The organism is Streptomyces sp. NPDC044061 (genome assembly GCF_056434305.1).
In genome coordinates this window covers 37,125-54,201 of record NZ_JBWKFL010000015.1, presented here as the reverse complement: position 1 = coordinate 54,201, position 17,077 = coordinate 37,125, and the positions used below count along the sequence as shown (strand labels likewise).

Genomic DNA, 17,077 nt, shown 5'->3' with positions numbered 1-17,077 from the left:
GGCCACCATGACCGACACCGTCGTACTGCCCGTCGCTGCCCCAGCCCCCGGCGCCGCGCCCGCCACCCTGGAGGCCCGCGCGGTCTCCGCCTGGTTCGGCGACCACCAGGTGCTCAGCCGGGTCTCGCTGACCATGCCCGCGGGCCGTGTGACGGCCCTGATCGGCCCCTCCGGCTGCGGCAAGTCGACCTTCCTGCGCACCCTGAACCGCATGCACGAGCTGATTCCGGGCGCGGCCTTCGGCGGCGAGGTGCTGTTCGAGGGCGAGGACGTCTACGCCCCCGAGCGCCGGCTGACCGACGCCCGCCGCCGGATCGGCATGGTCTTCCAGAAGCCCAACCCGTTCCCCGCGATGTCGATCTACGACAACGTGGTGGCGGGTCTGCGGCTGACGGGCACGCGGGCGGGCCGCCGCGAGAAGGACGAGCTGGTGGAGGAGTCGCTGTCCCGGGCGGGCCTGTGGAAGGAGGTCCGCGACCGGCTCCGGCAGCCCGGCGGCGCGCTGTCCGGCGGTCAGCAGCAGCGCCTGTGCATCGCCCGCGCGCTGGCCGTGCGGCCCCGGGTCCTGCTCATGGACGAGCCGTGCTCCGCGCTCGACCCCACCTCCACCCGCCGGGTCGAGGAGACCATCCACGAACTCGTGGGCCAGGTCACGATCGTGATCGTCACGCACAACATGCAGCAGGCGGCCCGCGTCTCCGACCAGTGCGCCTTCTTCCTCGCCGAGCAGGGCACCCCCGGCGGGATCGTCGAGCACGGCCCGACCGAGCAGATGTTCAACGAGCCGGTGGACCAGCGGACGGCGGACTACGTGGCGGGGCGGTTCGGCTGAGCCGGGCGCCGCCCGCGGCCCCCAGGGCGCTCAGCAGTACGGCGGCTGATTGGTGAGCGAGGACACGACCCGCATCCACACACCGAACAGCCGGTACAGCGACGGAAGTTCGCCGCTCGCCCGGACCGTCCGGCTGTCGTCGGCGGTGACCCCGGGTATGCCGAGCAGGGTCGCGGCGACCGAGGCGGACTGCCAGCGGACGGTGAGGGTGGCCTCTGCGGCGGCCGGCGGGCGCGACGGTACTCCGGCCAGCGCCCGCGCGACCCCCTCCTCGATGGCCGCGCGCGCCTCGTCCGCCGGACGCAGCTCGGCCGCGAACCGGTCGCGGGCGTACTTCACGGGGACGGTGACGACCGAGGCGTCCCACTGCGTCATCTCCGCGCACGCCGCGTCGTCACCCGTGAGGGCCACCACGGGGACGCCGAGGGCCGCCGCGGTGGCGTGGGCGAGGCCGATCTCCCCGACGGGGCGGCCGTCCAGCCAGATGTCCTCTATCTCGTGGCCCATGAAGCTGTGGCTGAGCACGCCCAGGGCGCCGGCCCGGGAGTGGTAGCCGACGCACAGCGCGGCGTCGTACTCGGCGCCGAGCCCCTCCAGCATGCCCAGTTGCTTGGGCTTGCCGCGGACCAGGCGGGCCGCCGGGTGCAGCGCCTCGGGCAGCAGGTTGCGCATCGGGCCGTGGGCGTCGTTCACGAGGATGTCGCTCGCGCCGGCCGCCAGCGCGCCGCGCACCGCCGCGTTCACGTCCTCGGCCATCATGGAGCGGCCCCGCTCGTAGTCCCGCCCGCCGGGCTGGACGTCGTCCGCGTCCACGAGCCCGGTGATGCCTTCCATGTCCACGCTGAGGTAGATACGCACGCCACTGACCCTAACTTGACCCTACGTACTGTAGGTTCCCAACCGCCAACGGCCACAAGTCTGTTCATCGGGGGACACCATGCAGGACATCCAAACGGAACCAGGCCCGGCGGCGCGGGCCGGTGTGCGCGGTCTCGCCCCTACGCTGACCGTGCTGGTCATCAGCCTCGTCGTCGCCGCCGTCGGCGTGTACGAGCTGTGCGGCTTCGGCCTGCACAGCCTCGACCGGCGCCCGCACCTGTTCAGCGACGGCCTGGCGACCGGTGGGGTGATCGTCGCCGTGGTGGCGGCCGGGGCGGCGGTGGGCAACCTGGCCTGGACGCTGGCGGCGGCCCGGCGCGGCGGCGAGGGCCGGGGATGAGATCCTGTGCGGCAGCCATGTGTACGGCCGTACACATGCGCGCTACCCTACGAGCTGTAGGGTCAGCGTTGCCCCGTCCCCTTCCCCAAGGTGCCCGTCACCATGCCCCCACAAGAGTCGAGCCAGGTCCCGCAGGTTCCCGCTCAGCGCACCCCCCGCGCCCGCATCCCCTTCCCGCCCGCCGCGGACGACCGGCTGCGCGAGCGGGTGGCGACCGCCACCGTCTGGTACCTGCGCCTGCAGGTGGTGCTCAACATCGCGGCGGTCGTCTCCCTGCCGTTCCGTGAGGAGGTGCACGAGCACAACGCGGGCGAGTTCTTCACGCCGTACCTGGCCACCGCGGGCCTGGGCTCGGCGGCCCTCGCCCTCTTCCTCGCGATCGTGATGCGCCGCCGCAAACGCGCCGCCTGGGTCTTCAACCTCCTCCTGGCCGGCCCGCTCTTCTCCCTCTACGTCCTCGCCCTCACCCGCGCCCCCTACCGCGAGCACCTCTTCAACTGGCTCTCGGCCACCCTCACCGGCCTGTTCGTGGCCGCCCTGCTGATCGGCCGGCGCGAGTTCGACGCCATCGGCGACCGCTCCAACCCGCGCCTCGCCCTCGCCGTCGGCACCGGCGGCACCCTGGTCAGCGCCGCCCTCGGCACGCTCCTGGTGCACGCGACCAACAAGCTCCCGGGTGCCACCCTCAAGGACGAGATCGCCTACACCCTGTTGCGCGGCATCAGCGTCGGCCCGCTCGCCGACCGGGTCGACGCCGTCCACGCCCCCCGCTGGGTGGACGTGATCGTCAACGTCGCGATCGCCGCGACCTTCCTGCTGGTGCTGTACGCCTGCTTCCGCGCCCCGCGCGGCGAATGCCTGCTGGCGCAGGAGGACGAGCGCAGGCTGCGCGCGCTGCTGGACCGTAACGGCGAACGCGACTCCCTCGGCTACTTCGCGCTGCGCCGCGACAAGGCCGTCATCTTCTCCCCCAGCGGCAAGGCGGCCGTCACCTACCGCGTCGTCGGCGGCGTCAGCCTGGCCTCCGGCGACCCCATCGGCGACCCCGAGGCCTGGCCCGGCGCCATCGACGCCTGGCTCGCCGAGGCCCGCAGGCACGCCTGGGCCCCGGCCGTCATGGGCGCGAGCGAGGAGGCCGGCACCATCTACGCGCGCCACGGCCTGGACGCCCTGGAACTCGGCGACGAGGCGATCGTGGATCTCGCCGACTTCACCCTCGAAGGCCGGGCCATGCGGGTCGTCCGCCAGGCCCACAACCGTGTCCGCCGGGCCGGTTACACGGTCCGCATCCGCCGCCACGAGGACATCCCCGACGAGGAGATGGACCTCCTCGTGGACCGCGCCGACCACTGGCGCGACGGCGCCACCGAGCGCGGCTTCTCCATGGCGCTCGGCCGCCTCGGCGACCCGGCCGACGGCCGCTGCGTGATGCTGGAGTGCCGGGACGCCGACGACGTCCCCCGCGCCCTGCTCAGCTTCGTGCCCTGGGGCGAGTACGGCCTCTCCCTCGACCTGATGCGCCGCGACCGCGCCTGCGAGAACGGCCTGATGGAGTACATGGTCGTGGAACTCCTCCTGCGTGCCGAGGAGTTGAACGTCCGCCGGGTGTCCCTGAACTTCGCGATGTTCCGCTCGGTCTTCGAGCGCGGCTCCCGCCTCGGCGCCGGGCCCGTGCTCCGCCTCTGGCGCTCGGTCCTCACCTTCTTCTCCCGCTGGTGGCAGATCGAGTCGCTGTACCGCGCGAACGCCAAGTACCGCCCGGTCTGGGAGCCGCGCTTCCTGCTCTTCGCCAAGAGCAGCGACATCCCGAGGATCGGCCTGGCCAGCGCCCGGGCGGAGGGCTTCCTGACCCCACCCGCCCTCCCCGCCTTCCCCCGCCGCAAACAGCCCATCACCCCGGCCCCCGCCTCGACGGCCCGGTGACCCCGGCGGCGCCCCTCAGCCTCCACCACGCGCGCCGCCACCACCGCTCCCCACGATCCCGCCGCCCACGGTGAACCCGATCACCGCCCCCCCTTCCCGCCGAACGGCGATCGGCGACCGGCGATCGGCGCCCCACCGTGCGCAATCGCCCCCTAAGGAGCGTGGAGAGCCCGAGCCCCGAGGCACGCAGAGACCGCACACCGACGGCACGCGCGCCGCCCCTCAGGCCCCACCACGCGCGCCGCCGCCACCGCTCCCCACGATCCCGCCGCCCACGGTGAACCCGATCACCGCCCCACCCCCTTCCCGCCGAACGGCGAACGGCGCCCCACCGTGCGCCATCGCGACCTCACGGACGATGGAGAGACCGAGCCCCGAGCCCGGCAGGGAACGCGCGTCGGCGGCGCGGTAGAAGCGGTCGAAGATGCGGATCAGGTCGCCCTCGGCGATGCCCGGGCCACGGTCCAGCACCTCGACGCGCACGGTGCCCGGCCGGGCCGGCCCGGTGATGTTGATCTCGATGGGCGCCTTGCCCTCCCGGTCGAACTTCGCCGCGTTCTCCACCAGGTTGGACATGGCCCGCTGCAGCATCCCGGGCCGCCCGTGGGTACGGGTGTCACCGCTCGTGCGCAGCACGACCTCCCGGCCGGTACGGCGCTTGGCCAGCCCCACCACGTCCTCGGCGAGGTCGGCGAGGTCCACCTGCTGCGGCGGCTCGCTGTCGGACTGCCCGGCCGCGAGGTCGACCAGCTCGTTGACCAGGTCGGTCAGCTCGCGGGCCTCCTGACCGAGGTCGGCGACGAGTTCCTCCCGGGTCGCCGGCGGAAGCTCGTCGATCCTGCGCAGCAGCGAGATGTTCGTACGCAGCGACGTCAGCGGCGTGCGCAGCTCGTGCCCGGCGTCCTGGACCAGCCGCCGCTGGTCCTCCTCCGACTGGGCGAGCCGGCCCAGCATCCGGTCGAAGGCGCGGCCGAGCCGGCCCACCTCGTCCAGGCCCGCGACGGGCACCTCGATGCCCAGCTGCCGGGTGCGGGCCACGTCCTCGGCGGCGGAGGTGAGGATCACCAGGCGCCTGGTGATCCGGCGGGCCAGCCACCATCCGAACAGTCCCGCGGCGACCACGACCGCCGCCATCAGGATCAGCGTCCGCTGCTGCAGCGCCCGCAGCAGGTCCTCGGTGTCGCTGAACTCCTGCGCGACCTGCACGGCGCCCTTGCCGTCGCCGAGCGAGACGGTGGCGATGCGGAAGAGGTCCTCGCCGACCCGGACGTCCTTGTGCTGGACCACTCTGCCGGCCGCCCGCGAGGTGGCCACGGCCCTGTCCCGGACGGTGACGGGCAGCACCGGGCTGCCGTGGTCGACGATCTCTCCCCGCGCGCCGAGCACCTGCACATCGGTACGGGCCGGCCGGACCAGATCATGGCCCGGCCGGGAGGAGGAGAAGTCCTCGGGGACCATCTCGTGCTGCCGCACCTCGTCCTGCACGTCCTGCACGACCTGCGTGAACACGGACTGCTGGTCGACCCGGACCAGGCGCGCCGCCGAGCCGTAGGACAGGATGCCGACGAGGATCGTCACGGCGGCGGTGACGGCCGCGAAGGACACCGCGAAGGTGGTACGCAGCGAGACCAGCTTGGGCCGGGGCCCCACCGGCAGCCGCCAGCGGCGGCTCATTAGTCTTCCCGCAGCACGTAACCCACGCCCCGGACGGTGTGGATCAGCTGCGGTGCGCCCGGCTCGTCGAGCTTGCGGCGCAGGTAGCCGACGTAGACGGCGAGGTTCTTCGAGCCGGGACCGAAGTCGTAGCCCCAGATGCGGTCGTAGATCGTGGAGTGGTCGAGGACGATCCCGGCGTTGCGCACCAGCAGCTCGAGCAGCTCGAACTCGGTGCGGGTCAGTTCCAGCTCGCGCCGGCCGCGCCAGGCCCGGCGTGCCTGCAGGTCCATCCGGATGCCGGCGGCCTCCACCTGCCGGTCGGAGACCTGCACGTCACGGGCGGCGTCGGCTCCGGAGACCGCCCCGCCGCCCGCCGGCACCGGGCTCGTACGCCGCAGCAGTGCCCGCAGCCGCGCGAAGACCTCCTCGACGTCGAACGGCTTGACCACGTAGTCGTCGGCGCCCGCGTCCAGGCCCGCGATGCGGTCGGCGGTCTCCACCAGCGCGGTGAGCATCAGGATCGGGGTGCGGTCGCCCTCGGCCCGGAGCACCCGGCAGACCTGGAGCCCGTCGATGCCCGGCATCATCACATCGAGCACCAGGACGTCCGGCGGGGTCTTGTGGGCCTGTGCCAGCGCTTCCACGCCGTCGGCCACCGCCGTCACCTCGTACCCCTCCAGCGTCAGGGCACGCTCCAGGGCATGACGGATGGCACGATCGTCTTCGGCGAGCAGCACAGTCTGGGGCACGTCCCCAGTCTGCCAAGGCCTCCGGCGGTTCGGCCGGGACGAGTGGGCCTACGATCACCCTTTTTACCCGCCTCTCACCGTCACAGGGACAACCGGAAGAGGCTTCCCCCCGTCTTCCCACAGCACCGGGCGACCGGCCGGGAGGCGGCCACCCACCCGCGACGGCGGCCCCTCGGCCGGCCGGGACGGACGGGCGGTGGGAAACCACCCGACCCTTCGGCCGGCCGGGACGGATGGGCGGGTGGGCGGGAAACCACTAGGACCGCAGCGCCGCCAGCTGCTCGGCGAAGGGCACGACACCCACGTCGGCCGGCCGAGCGGCCAACGGCATCAGCGCGGCCAGCTCCCCCGCCGCCCGCTCGACCCGCTCGGAGAGCCCCTCGGCGCCCCAGTCCTCCGAGGCCGCGTACACGGCCGTGGGGACGACCACCGCCCGCAGGTACGCGAACAGCGGCCGCAGCGCGTGTTCCAGCACCAGCGAGTGCCGGGCCGTGCCCCCGGTGGCGGCGACCAGCACCGGCTTGCCCGCCAGCGCGTCCTTGTCGAGCACGTCGAAGAACGACTTGAACAGCCCGCTGTAGGAGGCGCTGAACACGGGTGTGACCACGATCAGCCCGTCGGCGCCCGCCACCGCGTCCTGCGCGGCGGCGAGCCCCTTGCCGGGAAAGCCGTTGGTGAAGTTGTGCGCGATCTCGACCGCGAGGTCGCGCAGCTCGACCACCTGGATGTCCACCGGCGTCCGCCGGTCCACGGCCGCGGCCAGCCGGTCGCCCAGCAGCCGGGTGGAGGACGGGACGCTCAGTCCCGCCGAGACGACGACGAGCTTCATGCGACGGTCACTCCTTCCGAAGAGGCGGCGAGCAGGGAGGCGTGGGTGGGCGCCTCCGGCACGTTGGCCGGACGGCCGTTGGCGAACTCCTTGCGCAGCACCGGTACGACCTCCTCGCCGAGCATGTCGAGCTGCTCCAGCACGGTCTTCAGCGGCAGCCCCGCGTGGTCCATCAGGAACAGCTGGCGCTGGTAGTCGCCGGCGTACTCCCGGAAGGCCAGGGTCTTCTCGATCACCTGCTGCGGGGAGCCGACGGTCAGCGGGGTCTGCTCGGTGAAGTCCTCCAGCGAGGGCCCGTGCCCGTACACCGGCGCGTTGTCGAAGTACGGCCGGAACTCACGCACCGCGTCCTGCGAGTTCTTCCGCATGAACGCCTGGCCGCCGAGCCCGACGATCGCCTGCTCGGGCGTTCCGTGCCCGTAGTGCGCGAACCGCTTCCGGTAGAACTCGACCATCCGCTTGGTGTGGTCGGCCGGCCAGAAGATGTTGTTGTGGAAGAAGCCGTCGCCGTAGTACGCGGCCTGCTCGGCGATCTCCGGGGACCGGATGGAGCCGTGCCAGACGAACGGCGGCACGTCGTCCATCGGCCGCGGGGTGGAGGTGAAGCCCTGCAGCGGCGTGCGGAACTTGCCCTCCCAGTCGACGACGTCCTCGTCCCAGAGGCGGCGCAGCAGGGCGTAGTTCTCGACGGCGAGGTTGATGCCCTCGCGGATGTCCTTGCCGAACCAGGGGTAGACCGGCCCGGTGTTGCCGCGGCCCATCATCAGGTCCACCCGTCCGTCGGCCAGGTGCTGGAGCATCGCGAAGTCCTCCGCGATCTTCACCGGGTCGTTGGTGGTGATCAGGGTGGTGGAGGTGGAGAGGATCAGCCGCTCCGTCCGTGCCGCTATGTAGCCGAGCATCGTGGTCGGCGAGGACGGCACGAACGGCGGGTTGTGGTGCTCACCGGTGGCGAACACGTCGAGCCCGACCTCCTCGGCCTTGAGCGCGATGGCGACCATGGCCTTGATCCGCTCGCGCTCGGTCGGCGTACGCCCCGTGGTGGGGTCCGGCGTGACGTCGCCGACCGTGAAGATCCCGAACTGCATGGTGGCTCATCCTCCAGGTTGTTGACGGTTCAACTATATCCCTGGAACGGCAGCCGGGTCCGGGCTATTCCCCCTTGCCGGAGCGCCCTACGGCACGAGCACCAGGCGCCCCCGTACGCCGCCCTCCGCCAGCCGGGCATGCGCCTTGGCCGCCTCGGCCAGGGGGTAGGTCTCGGCCACCCGGAGGCTCAGCACACCCTCGTCCACCAGCCGGGCAAGCTCCGCCAGCCGCGCCCCGTCGGCGCTCACCGCCACGGCCGTGGTCCGCACCCCGCGCACGGATTCGGGCTGCCGGCCGGGCTGGGCACTGACGAAGACACCGCCGTCCCGCACCCACTCCAGCGCCGGCTCGCCGAGCATCGCCGCGTCCAGCACCGCGTCCACGCTCCCCGGCGCCACCCCGTCGGCCGTGAAGTCGGCGGCTCCCAGCGACCGCACCAGCTCCTCGTCGGCCGCCCGGGCGAGCCCGGTCACCGCGATCCCCCGGTGCGCGGCCAGCTGCACCGCGAACCCGCCGACCGCGCCCGCCGCACCGGTCACCAGCAGCGAGGCACCCGGCGCCGGCTCCAGCAGGTCCAGGGCCTGGACGGCGGTCAGCCCGTTCAGCGGCAGGGTGCCGGCGTGCACCGCGTCCACCGCGGCCGGCGCCTTGGCCACCGCGTCCGTGTCCACGACGACGTACTCGGCGTGCGCCCCCAGCGCATCGGCCACACCCGGCACCAGCGCGACCACCTCGTCGCCCACCTGCCAGGCGGCCGCCACGCCCACCGCGTCCACCGTCCCGGCGACGTCCCAGCCGAGCCCGATCGTCTTGCCCGCCCCACCGAAGAAGCCGGCCCGGACGTACAGGTCCACCGGGTTCAGCGACCCGGCCGCCACCTTGATCCGCACCTGCCGGGCTCCCGGCTCAGGCACCGCCACCTCGGCGATCTCCACGGCCTCCGGCCCGCCGAACGTCGTCACCACAGCAGCACGCATGTCAACTCTCCTATGAACAGAACCACTTGAGGGATTACGGCGGTTTCTCCGCCACAGCGGCAACCCTAGGAGAGCTACTATCCATCGGTAAGTAGTTACCTCGGAGTGCGTAGGTGTCCCGGAGGAGAGCCCCATGGCGACGATGACCGCGGCCCAGCGGCGCGAGCAGGCCCGTATCGACTACGACGCCTTCCTGCGCAGCTGCCCCACCAACCAGCTGCTCGGCCGCCTCAGCGACAAGTGGGTCGGCCTCGTCGTCGCCGCCCTGGTCCCCGCCCCCATGCGCTACAGCGACATCGGCCGCAAGGTCGCCGGTGTCAGCCCCAAGATGCTCACCCAGACCCTGCGCACCCTCGAACGCGACGGCCTCGTGACCCGCACCGTCACCCCGTCCGTCCCGGTCCGGGTCGACTACGAACTCACCCCGCTCGGCCGCAGCCTCGCCGCCCTGCTGACCGCCGTTAAGGAGTGGGCCGAAACCCACTTCGAGGAGGTACGGGAAGCCCGCGAGCGGTACGACGCGGAGAGCACAGAGAACGCGTAGAACGCGTAGAACGCGGGGAACGCGGGGAACGCGGGGAACGCGGAAAACCCGGCCTAGTCCTCGGGGCGCTCGCGCAACCGGGCGATCTGCTCCCCGCTGAACTCCACCGTGCGCTCCATGTGCCGGACGATCGTCGCCAGTTCGATGTCGTCCAGCTCGTCGAAGATCCTCGACCAGTCACCGGCCAGCGAGTCCCACATCCGCCCGAACTCGGCGATCTTCTCCGGCACGACCGCCACCAGCACCCGCCGCCGGTCCACCTCGTCGCGCCGCCGCACCACGTACCCCGCCCGCTCCAGCCGGTCCACCAGCCGGGTCGCCGACCCCGTCGTCAACCCGGTCAGCTCCGCGACCCGGCCCGTGGTGACAGGCTCCCGCTCCAGCGTGAGCAGGTTCAGACACTGCAGATCGGTGGGGTGCAGCCCGATCCGGTCGGCGACGGCCTGGTTGAACAGGGCGTACGACGCCATGTACCGCCGGGACACCACGGACAGCTCCGCCAGCAGCCCGGACCGCCCGGTCCCGTTCCCGGCCATGCCGCACTCCCCTTCGTCTGCGTGGTGCAGAGATCGTACGACGTCCCCGGCGTCTCAGAAGGCGTACGCGTCCCCGGTGTCGAGGACCAGCACGCTCAGCCGGTCGTTCGTCCGGTCCCTGTCCGCGACGCCCCCGTTCCAGGCGGTCTCCACCTCCAGCGTCACGTCCGACGGCTTCTCCCGCAGCCGCACCGACAGCCTGATCTGCTCACCCGACGCCTCGGCGGCCAGCTCGCCCGTCCCGCACACCACCGACCGCTCGTCCGTCCGCACACACCCGCCCGGCAGCTCCTGCCGGTCCGCCAGCGGCACCGACCAGCGCAGCAGCACGCTCGCGTCCGGCACCGCCGAGGGCCCGCCGTTGCTCGGAGTCAGCTGGACCTGCACCCGGTCCCCGTCCATCACGACACTCCCGTGAAAGGCCACATCCGCGTCCGTCTCGGGCCCGGAAGCGGCCCCGGCCGGCCCGGCGAGGCCCCCTGCCACCACCACGGCACCGCACGCACCCAGCACCCACGCCCTCATCCGCATGCCACCTCATCTCAGGCCTCTGTCCGGTGTGCCGTACGGATGTATGCCACGCGCGCCTGCCGACAGGCGCCCTCCAACAGGTGACACCACACCGGCGTGCGAAGCTGCGCCCATGCCGATCCTCCGCTCCGCCGCCCTCTTCGTGCTCGCCGCACTCTTCGAGATCGGCGGCGCCTGGCTGATCTGGCAGGGCGTACGCGAACACCGCGGCTGGCTGTGGATCACCGGCGGGGTCCTCGCCCTCGGCGCGTACGGCTTCGTCGCCACCTTTCAGCCGGACGCGCACTTCGGGCGCATCCTGGCCGCCTACGGCGGGATCTTCGTGGGCGGCTCGATCCTGTGGGGCGTGATCGCCGACGGCTACCGCCCCGACCGCTGGGACGTCACCGGAGCCCTGATCTGCCTCGCCGGCATGGCCGTGATCATGTGGGCGCCGAGGAACGGCGGCTGAGGCTCGCCTAGGCTGGACGAAGAGCCGACCACAGACGACCTCTCTCCCTCAGGAGCAGCCCATGGCCACCGCAGCCCCGTCCGCCGCCTCCCGCATCGCCGTCGTCACGGGTGCGAGCAGCGGCATCGGCGCCGCCACGGCCCGCGGACTCGCCGAGGCCGGTTACCGCGTCGTCCTCACGGCCCGTCGCAAGGACCGCATCGAGGCACTGGCCGAGGAACTCACCACGGCCGGCCATTCGGCGACGGCCTACCAGCTGGACGTGACCGACCGCGCGGCGGTGGACGAGTTCGCGACGGCCTTCAGGACGATCGGTGTCCTCGTCAACAACGCCGGCGGAGCGCTCGGCGCGGACCCCGTCGCCACCGGCGACCCGGCCGACTGGCGCACGATGTACGAGACGAACGTCATCGGCACCCTGAACATCACCCAGGCCCTGCTCCCGAAGCTGGAGGCGAGCGGCGACGGAGTCGTCGTCGTGGTGTCCTCCACGGCGGGCCACGGCACCTACGAGGGCGGCGGCGGCTACGTGGCCGCCAAGCACGGCGAGCACGTCCTCGCCGAGACCCTCCGCCTGGAGATCGTCGGCCGCCCGGTCCGGGTCGTCGAGATCGCGCCCGGCATGGTCAAGACCGACGAGTTCGCCCTGACCCGCTTCGGCGGCGACGCCGAGAAGGCCGCGAAGGTCTACGCGGGCGTGGCCGAGCCCCTCACCGCCGACGACGTGGCCGAGACGATCACCTGGGCGGTCACCCGCCCCAGCCACGTCAACGTGGACCTCCTGGTCCTCCGCCCGCGCGCCCAGGCCTCCAACACCAAGGTGCACCGGGAGCTGTGATGGCCGAGGACGACTCCCCGGAGAAACGCCGCCTGGCCCAGGAGACGAAGGACGCACGCCAGGTCTGGTACTTCCTGGCGTACTTCCTCTTCGGCATCCACTTCGTGGCATTCGTCATGATCTACGCCGTACGCCACGCGAAGTAGGCGGGGCCGAGCAGGTCGTCAGCCCTTCACGCAGACGACCTGCTTCAGCTTCGCCACGACCTCGACCAAGTCCCGCTGCTGGTCGATGACCTGGTCGATGGACTTGTACGCGCCCGGGATCTCGTCCACGACGCCGGAGTCCTTGCGGCACTCCACGCCCCGGGTCTGGTCCTCGAGGTCCTTTGTCGAGAATCGCTTCTTCGCCGCGTTACGGCTCATCCGCCGCCCCGCGCCGTGCGAGGCCGAGTTGAAGGCGTGCTCGTTGCCGAGACCCTTCACGATGTACGAGCCCGTGCCCATCGAGCCCGGGATGATCCCGTACTCCCCGGAGCCGGCCCGGATCGCGCCCTTGCGGGTGACCAGCAGGTCCATGCCCTCGTACCGCTCCTCGGCCACGTAGTTGTGGTGACAGGAGATCTCCGGCTCGAAGGTCGGCTTGGCCTTCTTGAACTCCTTGCGGATCACGTCCTTCAGGAGCGCCATCATGAGCGTGCGGTTGTACTTGGCGTACTCCTGTGCCCAGAACAGGTCGTTGCGGTAGGCCGCCATCTGCGGGGTCTCCGAGATGAAGACCGCGAGGTCGCGGTCGACCAGGCCCTGGTTGTGCGAGAGCTTCTGGGCCACGCCGATGTGGTGCTCGGCGAGTTCCTTGCCGATGTTGCGGGAGCCGGAGTGGAGCATCAGCCAGACCGAGCCGTCCGTGTCCGTGCACACCTCGACGAAATGGTTGCCGGATCCGAGCGTTCCCATCTGCTTCGTCGCACGTTCCTGACGGAATCTGACCGAGTCGGCGACCCCGTCGAACCGTCCCCAGAAGTCGTCCCACCCGGCGGTCGCCAGCCCATGGAAGTCCCCCGGGTCGACGGGATCCTCGTGCATGCCCCGCCCCACCGGAATCGCCTGCTCGATCTTCGACCGCAGCCGCGACAGGTCTCCGGGCAGGTCGTTCGCCGTCAGGGAAGTCCTGACCGCCGACATCCCGCAGCCGATGTCCACGCCCACCGCGGCGGGGCACACCGCCCCCTGCATCGCGATGACCGATCCGACCGTCGCGCCCTTTCCGTAGTGCACGTCCGGCATCACGGCCAGGCCCTTGATCCAGGGCAGGGTGGCCACGTTCTGGAGCTGGCGCAGGGCCACGTCCTCGACCGTCGCGGGGTCCGTCCACATCCGGATCGGGACCTTCGCGCCCGGCATCTCCACGTACGACATGTCTTCCTCATTCCCCCGGAAATGACGGCAAAAGGCTTAAGAGCAGCAAAACGCAAAAGTGGCGCCAAAGTCGACGAAAAGGGACGAGAGAACGGCATCCACGGCGGTGCGTGCGATACACATTGTCTCCAGGGGGCGCCCCGCTGCGGCAAGCGAATAACCAGCGGGGACCATGGACAACCGAGCGAACACAGACCGTCGAGAGGAGCCCGACCGTGCAGCGGAAGGCGTACGTAACCGGCATCGCCGCACTCCTCGCGGCCCTGCTGGCCGGCTGCACGAGCGGTTCGGGCGACGACAGCCCGACGGACAACGCCAACCCGGGCGACGCCGGTACGGCGACGGTGGCGGCCCAGCCCGGCAAGTACCGCAGCCTCCCGGAGCCCTGCGGCGCCGTCGACCACGACACCCTCGACTCGCTGCTGCCCGGCATCAAGCAGCTCACCGACCCGACCCAGCGGGACCGGGCCTACCAGGGCGAGGCCACGCTCACCTACAACACCGACCGCAAGGTGGGCTGCCACTGGAAGGTGGAGTCCGCGGACGCCACCGACCGTCTCTCGGTCGACTTCGAGCGCGTGGTCTCGTACGACAACGCGGTCAGCGACGACGACCAGGCGCAGAAGCTGTTCCAGGACATGGAGACGGCCGCCGACCTGCCCGAGCCGAGTTCGTCCACCGCCACCCCCTCGTCCGCCGGCTCCACCCCGACTCCCACGGCCACCGCGAGCGAGGCCTCGCCGTCCGCCTCGGAGGGTTCCGCGGATGCCTCGGGGAGTTCCGCCGGCGCCTCGGCGGGTTCCACGGGCGCCCCCGGTGCCCCTACGGCCGACCTTCAGCCCCGTGTGCTGGCCGGTCTCGGTGACGAGGCGTATCTGAACGACGAGCTGAACTCGTCCGGTTCGACCGCCGAACCGCGGACGGTGACTGTGGCGTTCCGCACGTCGAACGTCGTCGTCACCATCGAGTACGAGGAGCAGCCGACGGCCACCGGAACGGTCCCCGACAGCAAGGAAATGCAGGACAGGGCCCGAAACCTGGCCTCTCAACTGGCGGACACGCTGGGCGGATGAGGGCACCCGGGCGCCGTCCCGTCCGCCCCCGCAAAGCGGGGGAACGGAAACCGCACAGCTCCTTCACCGCGTACGGTGGCCCCGCAGGAACCCGCACGAACACCGAGCGTCATGAGTGAAGGAACCATGCAGCGAGCAGCCCAGCGAGACGACCGTGCCCAGACTCATCAGCGAGCCAAGCGCCTTCGCCGTGCTCTTGTCTGCGCGGCAGCCGTTCCCGCGGTGCTGATCACCGCGGCCTGCTCCTCGGATTCCGGCGACTCCCAGGGCAAGAGCGGCGACAGCGCGCAGCAGACCGCGGGCGGCGGTTCGTCGAAGCAGCCCTCGGCGAGCGCGTCCCCGACCGTGCAGGCGGCCGCGTACCGCAAGCTCCCGGAGCCGTGCGCGGTGCTGTCGAAGAAGACCCTGACCGACCTGGTGCCGAAGGGTGCCAAGTCGGGCAAGGAGGGCAGTTCCGACGATACGGCGACCCGTTCCTCCTGCTCATGGAGCAGCCTGGACAACAACGGCACCAAGGGCTCCCAGTTCCGCTGGCTGAACGTCTCCCTGCTGCGCTTCGACTCGGACGCGAACCGCGGTGCCGGTGAGAAGCAGGCGCACGCGTACTTCGCCCAGCAGGTCGGGGACGCGCAGAAGGTGTCCGGCGCGAAGAACACGAAGTCGCAGCCGGTCGCCGGGACCGGTGCGGAGGCGACGGCGGTGCGCTACGAGCTGAAGAAGAAGGAAGGCGCCTTCAAGCAGCAGACGGTGGTCGCCCGGGTCGAGAACGTGGTCGTCACGCTCGACTACAACGGGGCCGGTCTCGCGGGCGAGAAGACACCGAGCGCCGACGATCTGACGAAGGCGGCGGAGAAGGCGGTGAAGGAGGCGGTCGCGTCCGTCTCCTCCGCCAACAGTGAAGGTTCTGGGCAGAGTTCGCCCTCGAAGACGGCCTCGTCCCCGTCGAAGTCGGCGTCGAAGACCCCGTCCAAGGCGGCGTCGAAGTCTCCCTCCTCCAGTGCGTCGCCGTCGAAGTCGGCCGCCAACAAGGGCTGACCGGCATCACGTGCGACGCACACGTGTGCCACTCTGTTGCGCGCACCAACACGCAATGGGAGGGGAGTACGAGTGGCCGCGCCACTGCAGCTGACTCGGATGCACCGCGTGCTCATCGGCGTGGTCGTGAGCGGCGCGTTGATCATCGCCGGCATCGGCTTCGCCGGTTCGTACGCGGCCGTCCGTGAGCTGGCCATCAAGAAGGGCTTCGGGAACTTCTCCTATGTGTTCCCGATCGGCATCGACGCAGGCATCTGTGTCCTCCTCGCCCTGGACCTGCTGCTGACCTGGATCCGGATCCCGTTTCCGCTCCTGCGCCAGACGGCGTGGCTGCTGACGGTGGCGACGATCGCGTTCAACGGTGCCGCCGCCTGGCCGGACCCGCTGGGCGTGGGCATGCACGCGGTGATCCCGATCCTGTTCGTGGTCGCCGTCGAGGCGGCCCGCCACGCCATCGGCCGGATCGCGGACATCACGGCCGACAAGCACATGGAGGGCGTCCGCCTCACCCGCTGGCTGCTCTCGCCGGTCCCCACGTTCCTGCTCTGGCGCCGTATGAAGCTGTGGGAGCTGCGCTCCTACGACCAGGTCATCAAGCTGGAGCAGGAGCGTCTCGTCTACCAGGCCCGCCTCCGCTCCCGCTTCGGCCGGGCCTGGCGCAGGAAGGCCCCGGTGGAGTCCCTGATGCCGCTGAGGCTGGCGCGGTACGGCGTCCCGCTGGCGGAGACGGCACCTGCGGGCCTGGCGGCGGCGGGCATAGAGCCGGTGGTGATACCCGCACCACGACAGCCGCAACTCGACTCGGTCGCGGGCGGTCGTGTCGCTGCGGCGGCACCCGTCCCACAGCAGGCGGCACCTCGCGCCGAGCAGCGCCCCGAGGACGACCAGAGCCCCTGGTTCCAGACCCCCCGCGAGATCGACTACCACGGCGGCTACGACCCCACCTACGAACCGCCCCCGGACCCCCAGTACGTCCCGGAGGAACAGTACGAGGAGTGGTACGAGGAGCAGCCGCCGGACCAGTTCCAGCAGCCCTCCCCGGAGGAGACCGGCAGCTTCCCCATCCCGGTGGGCCCGAACCGCACCCGCGAGCTGGGTGAGGGCGGCGGGCCGCCGGAGCCGGACGAGGAGGCCTTCTACCAGGTCTTCCGTCAGTCGATCGACGGCAGCTACCCCACGCCCCGCGTACTCGGCGACAACATCCAGGCGACGTTCGGCACGGCGCTGAGCCCCAGCGACCTGAAGACCCTGGTGGAGCGGTTCCAGCAGCGCCACTCGGCGGAGCTGGAAGAGGACCACATCGCGTAACCCCATATCGCGTGACGCGTACGAGAGAGGGGGGGGACGGGTACCGCAGGAGCTCCCCCTCCCCTACCCCAGGGGCCTCTCCCCCAACAAAGTCCCGGCCCAGTCCTCCTCCGCCCCCCCCCAGCAGAG

The 17,077-nt window shown here is 71.4% G+C and carries 19 protein-coding genes; 10 read left to right on the top strand and 9 right to left on the bottom strand.

The genetic code is table 11. The features are described from left to right. Positions 1-7 precede the first annotated feature (7 nt). Positions 8-832: a phosphate ABC transporter ATP-binding protein PstB gene (gene pstB / locus AC07CM_RS24615; RefSeq protein WP_478878616.1), complete on the top strand. Its 825-nt coding sequence runs from the start codon at positions 8-10 to the stop codon at positions 830-832. A gap of 30 nt (positions 833-862) precedes the next feature. Here pstB and AC07CM_RS24610 read toward each other — a convergent pair whose 3' ends face one another. Next, on the bottom strand, positions 863-1,690 hold the full coding sequence (locus AC07CM_RS24610; protein ID WP_478878615.1) for a M55 family metallopeptidase: 828 nt from the start codon (positions 1,688-1,690) through the stop codon (positions 863-865). 79 nt (positions 1,691-1,769) lie between these two features. Here AC07CM_RS24610 and AC07CM_RS24605 point away from each other — a divergent pair, with 79 nt between their 5' ends. Further along, positions 1,770-2,051 carry a hypothetical protein gene (locus AC07CM_RS24605; protein WP_478878614.1) on the top strand — a complete coding sequence of 94 codons (282 nt, stop codon included), beginning with the start codon at positions 1,770-1,772 and terminating at the stop codon, positions 2,049-2,051. A 102-nt stretch (positions 2,052-2,153) separates the two neighbouring features. Further along, positions 2,154-3,974, top strand: a complete 1,821-nt coding sequence (locus AC07CM_RS24600; protein ID WP_478878613.1) for a phosphatidylglycerol lysyltransferase domain-containing protein — start codon at positions 2,154-2,156, stop codon at positions 3,972-3,974. 222 nt (positions 3,975-4,196) lie between these two features. Here the strand turns inward: AC07CM_RS24600 and AC07CM_RS24595 are convergent, their stop codons facing one another. From AC07CM_RS24595 to AC07CM_RS24575, 5 genes are all read right to left on the bottom strand, one after another. After that, entirely contained in the window at positions 4,197-5,648 is a 1,452-nt protein-coding gene (locus AC07CM_RS24595; RefSeq protein ID WP_478878612.1) for a sensor histidine kinase, read from the bottom strand. After that, entirely contained in the window at positions 5,648-6,367 is a 720-nt protein-coding gene (locus AC07CM_RS24590; RefSeq protein WP_478878780.1) for a response regulator transcription factor, read from the bottom strand. The genes AC07CM_RS24595 and AC07CM_RS24590 overlap by 1 nt, the downstream gene beginning before the upstream one ends. A 268-nt stretch (positions 6,368-6,635) precedes the next feature. Further along, positions 6,636-7,208, bottom strand: a complete 573-nt coding sequence (locus tag AC07CM_RS24585) for an FMN reductase (RefSeq protein WP_478878611.1) — start codon at positions 7,206-7,208, stop codon at positions 6,636-6,638. Beyond that, on the bottom strand, positions 7,205-8,296 hold the full coding sequence (locus AC07CM_RS24580) for an LLM class flavin-dependent oxidoreductase (RefSeq protein WP_478878610.1): 1,092 nt from the start codon (positions 8,294-8,296) through the stop codon (positions 7,205-7,207). The genes AC07CM_RS24585 and AC07CM_RS24580 overlap by 4 nt, the downstream gene beginning before the upstream one ends. A gap of 87 nt (positions 8,297-8,383) precedes the next feature. After that, complete coding sequence (locus AC07CM_RS24575) at positions 8,384-9,274, bottom strand: NADP-dependent oxidoreductase (RefSeq protein ID WP_478878609.1); 891 nt, start codon at positions 9,272-9,274, stop codon at positions 8,384-8,386. A 133-nt stretch (positions 9,275-9,407) separates the two neighbouring features. On the opposite strand from AC07CM_RS24575, the gene AC07CM_RS24570 reads away from it, so the two are divergent. After that, the gene (locus AC07CM_RS24570; RefSeq protein WP_478878608.1) at positions 9,408-9,818 is read left to right on the top strand and encodes a winged helix-turn-helix transcriptional regulator; all 411 of its coding nucleotides are present in this window, start codon (positions 9,408-9,410) and stop codon (positions 9,816-9,818) included. 53 nt (positions 9,819-9,871) lie between these two features. Here AC07CM_RS24570 and AC07CM_RS24565 read toward each other — a convergent pair whose 3' ends face one another. Then, positions 9,872-10,354, bottom strand: coding sequence for a MarR family winged helix-turn-helix transcriptional regulator (locus AC07CM_RS24565; protein ID WP_478878607.1), 483 nt, complete (start codon positions 10,352-10,354; stop codon positions 9,872-9,874). Between the two features lie 54 nt (positions 10,355-10,408). Continuing rightward, complete coding sequence (locus AC07CM_RS24560; RefSeq protein ID WP_478878606.1) at positions 10,409-10,885, bottom strand: hypothetical protein; 477 nt, start codon at positions 10,883-10,885, stop codon at positions 10,409-10,411. Positions 10,886-10,997: 112 nt separating this feature from the next. On the opposite strand from AC07CM_RS24560, the gene AC07CM_RS24555 reads away from it, so the two are divergent. From AC07CM_RS24555 to AC07CM_RS24545, 3 genes are all read left to right on the top strand, one after another. Continuing rightward, positions 10,998-11,336 carry a YnfA family protein gene (locus AC07CM_RS24555; protein ID WP_478878605.1) on the top strand — a complete coding sequence of 113 codons (339 nt, stop codon included), beginning with the start codon at positions 10,998-11,000 and terminating at the stop codon, positions 11,334-11,336. Positions 11,337-11,397: 61 nt separating this feature from the next. Beyond that, positions 11,398-12,174 carry an SDR family NAD(P)-dependent oxidoreductase gene (locus AC07CM_RS24550; protein WP_478878604.1) on the top strand — a complete coding sequence of 259 codons (777 nt, stop codon included), beginning with the start codon at positions 11,398-11,400 and terminating at the stop codon, positions 12,172-12,174. Next, positions 12,174-12,320, top strand: coding sequence for a hypothetical protein (locus tag AC07CM_RS24545; RefSeq protein WP_478878603.1), 147 nt, complete (start codon positions 12,174-12,176; stop codon positions 12,318-12,320). Before AC07CM_RS24550 ends, AC07CM_RS24545 begins: the two co-directional genes overlap by 1 nt. An 18-nt stretch (positions 12,321-12,338) precedes the next feature. Here AC07CM_RS24545 and AC07CM_RS24540 read toward each other — a convergent pair whose 3' ends face one another. Then, positions 12,339-13,532 carry an RtcB family protein gene (locus AC07CM_RS24540; protein WP_478878602.1) on the bottom strand — a complete coding sequence of 398 codons (1,194 nt, stop codon included), beginning with the start codon at positions 13,530-13,532 and terminating at the stop codon, positions 12,339-12,341. A 215-nt stretch (positions 13,533-13,747) separates the two neighbouring features. On the opposite strand from AC07CM_RS24540, the gene AC07CM_RS24535 reads away from it, so the two are divergent. From AC07CM_RS24535 to AC07CM_RS24525, 3 genes are all read left to right on the top strand, one after another. Then, positions 13,748-14,605, top strand: a complete 858-nt coding sequence (locus AC07CM_RS24535; protein ID WP_478878601.1) for a DUF3558 domain-containing protein — start codon at positions 13,748-13,750, stop codon at positions 14,603-14,605. Between the two features lie 126 nt (positions 14,606-14,731). Beyond that, positions 14,732-15,640: a DUF3558 family protein gene (locus tag AC07CM_RS24530; RefSeq protein WP_478878600.1), complete on the top strand. Its 909-nt coding sequence runs from the start codon at positions 14,732-14,734 to the stop codon at positions 15,638-15,640. A gap of 72 nt (positions 15,641-15,712) precedes the next feature. After that, entirely contained in the window at positions 15,713-16,948 is a 1,236-nt protein-coding gene (locus AC07CM_RS24525) for a DUF2637 domain-containing protein (protein ID WP_478878599.1), read from the top strand. The last annotated feature ends 129 nt before the right edge of the window (positions 16,949-17,077 follow it).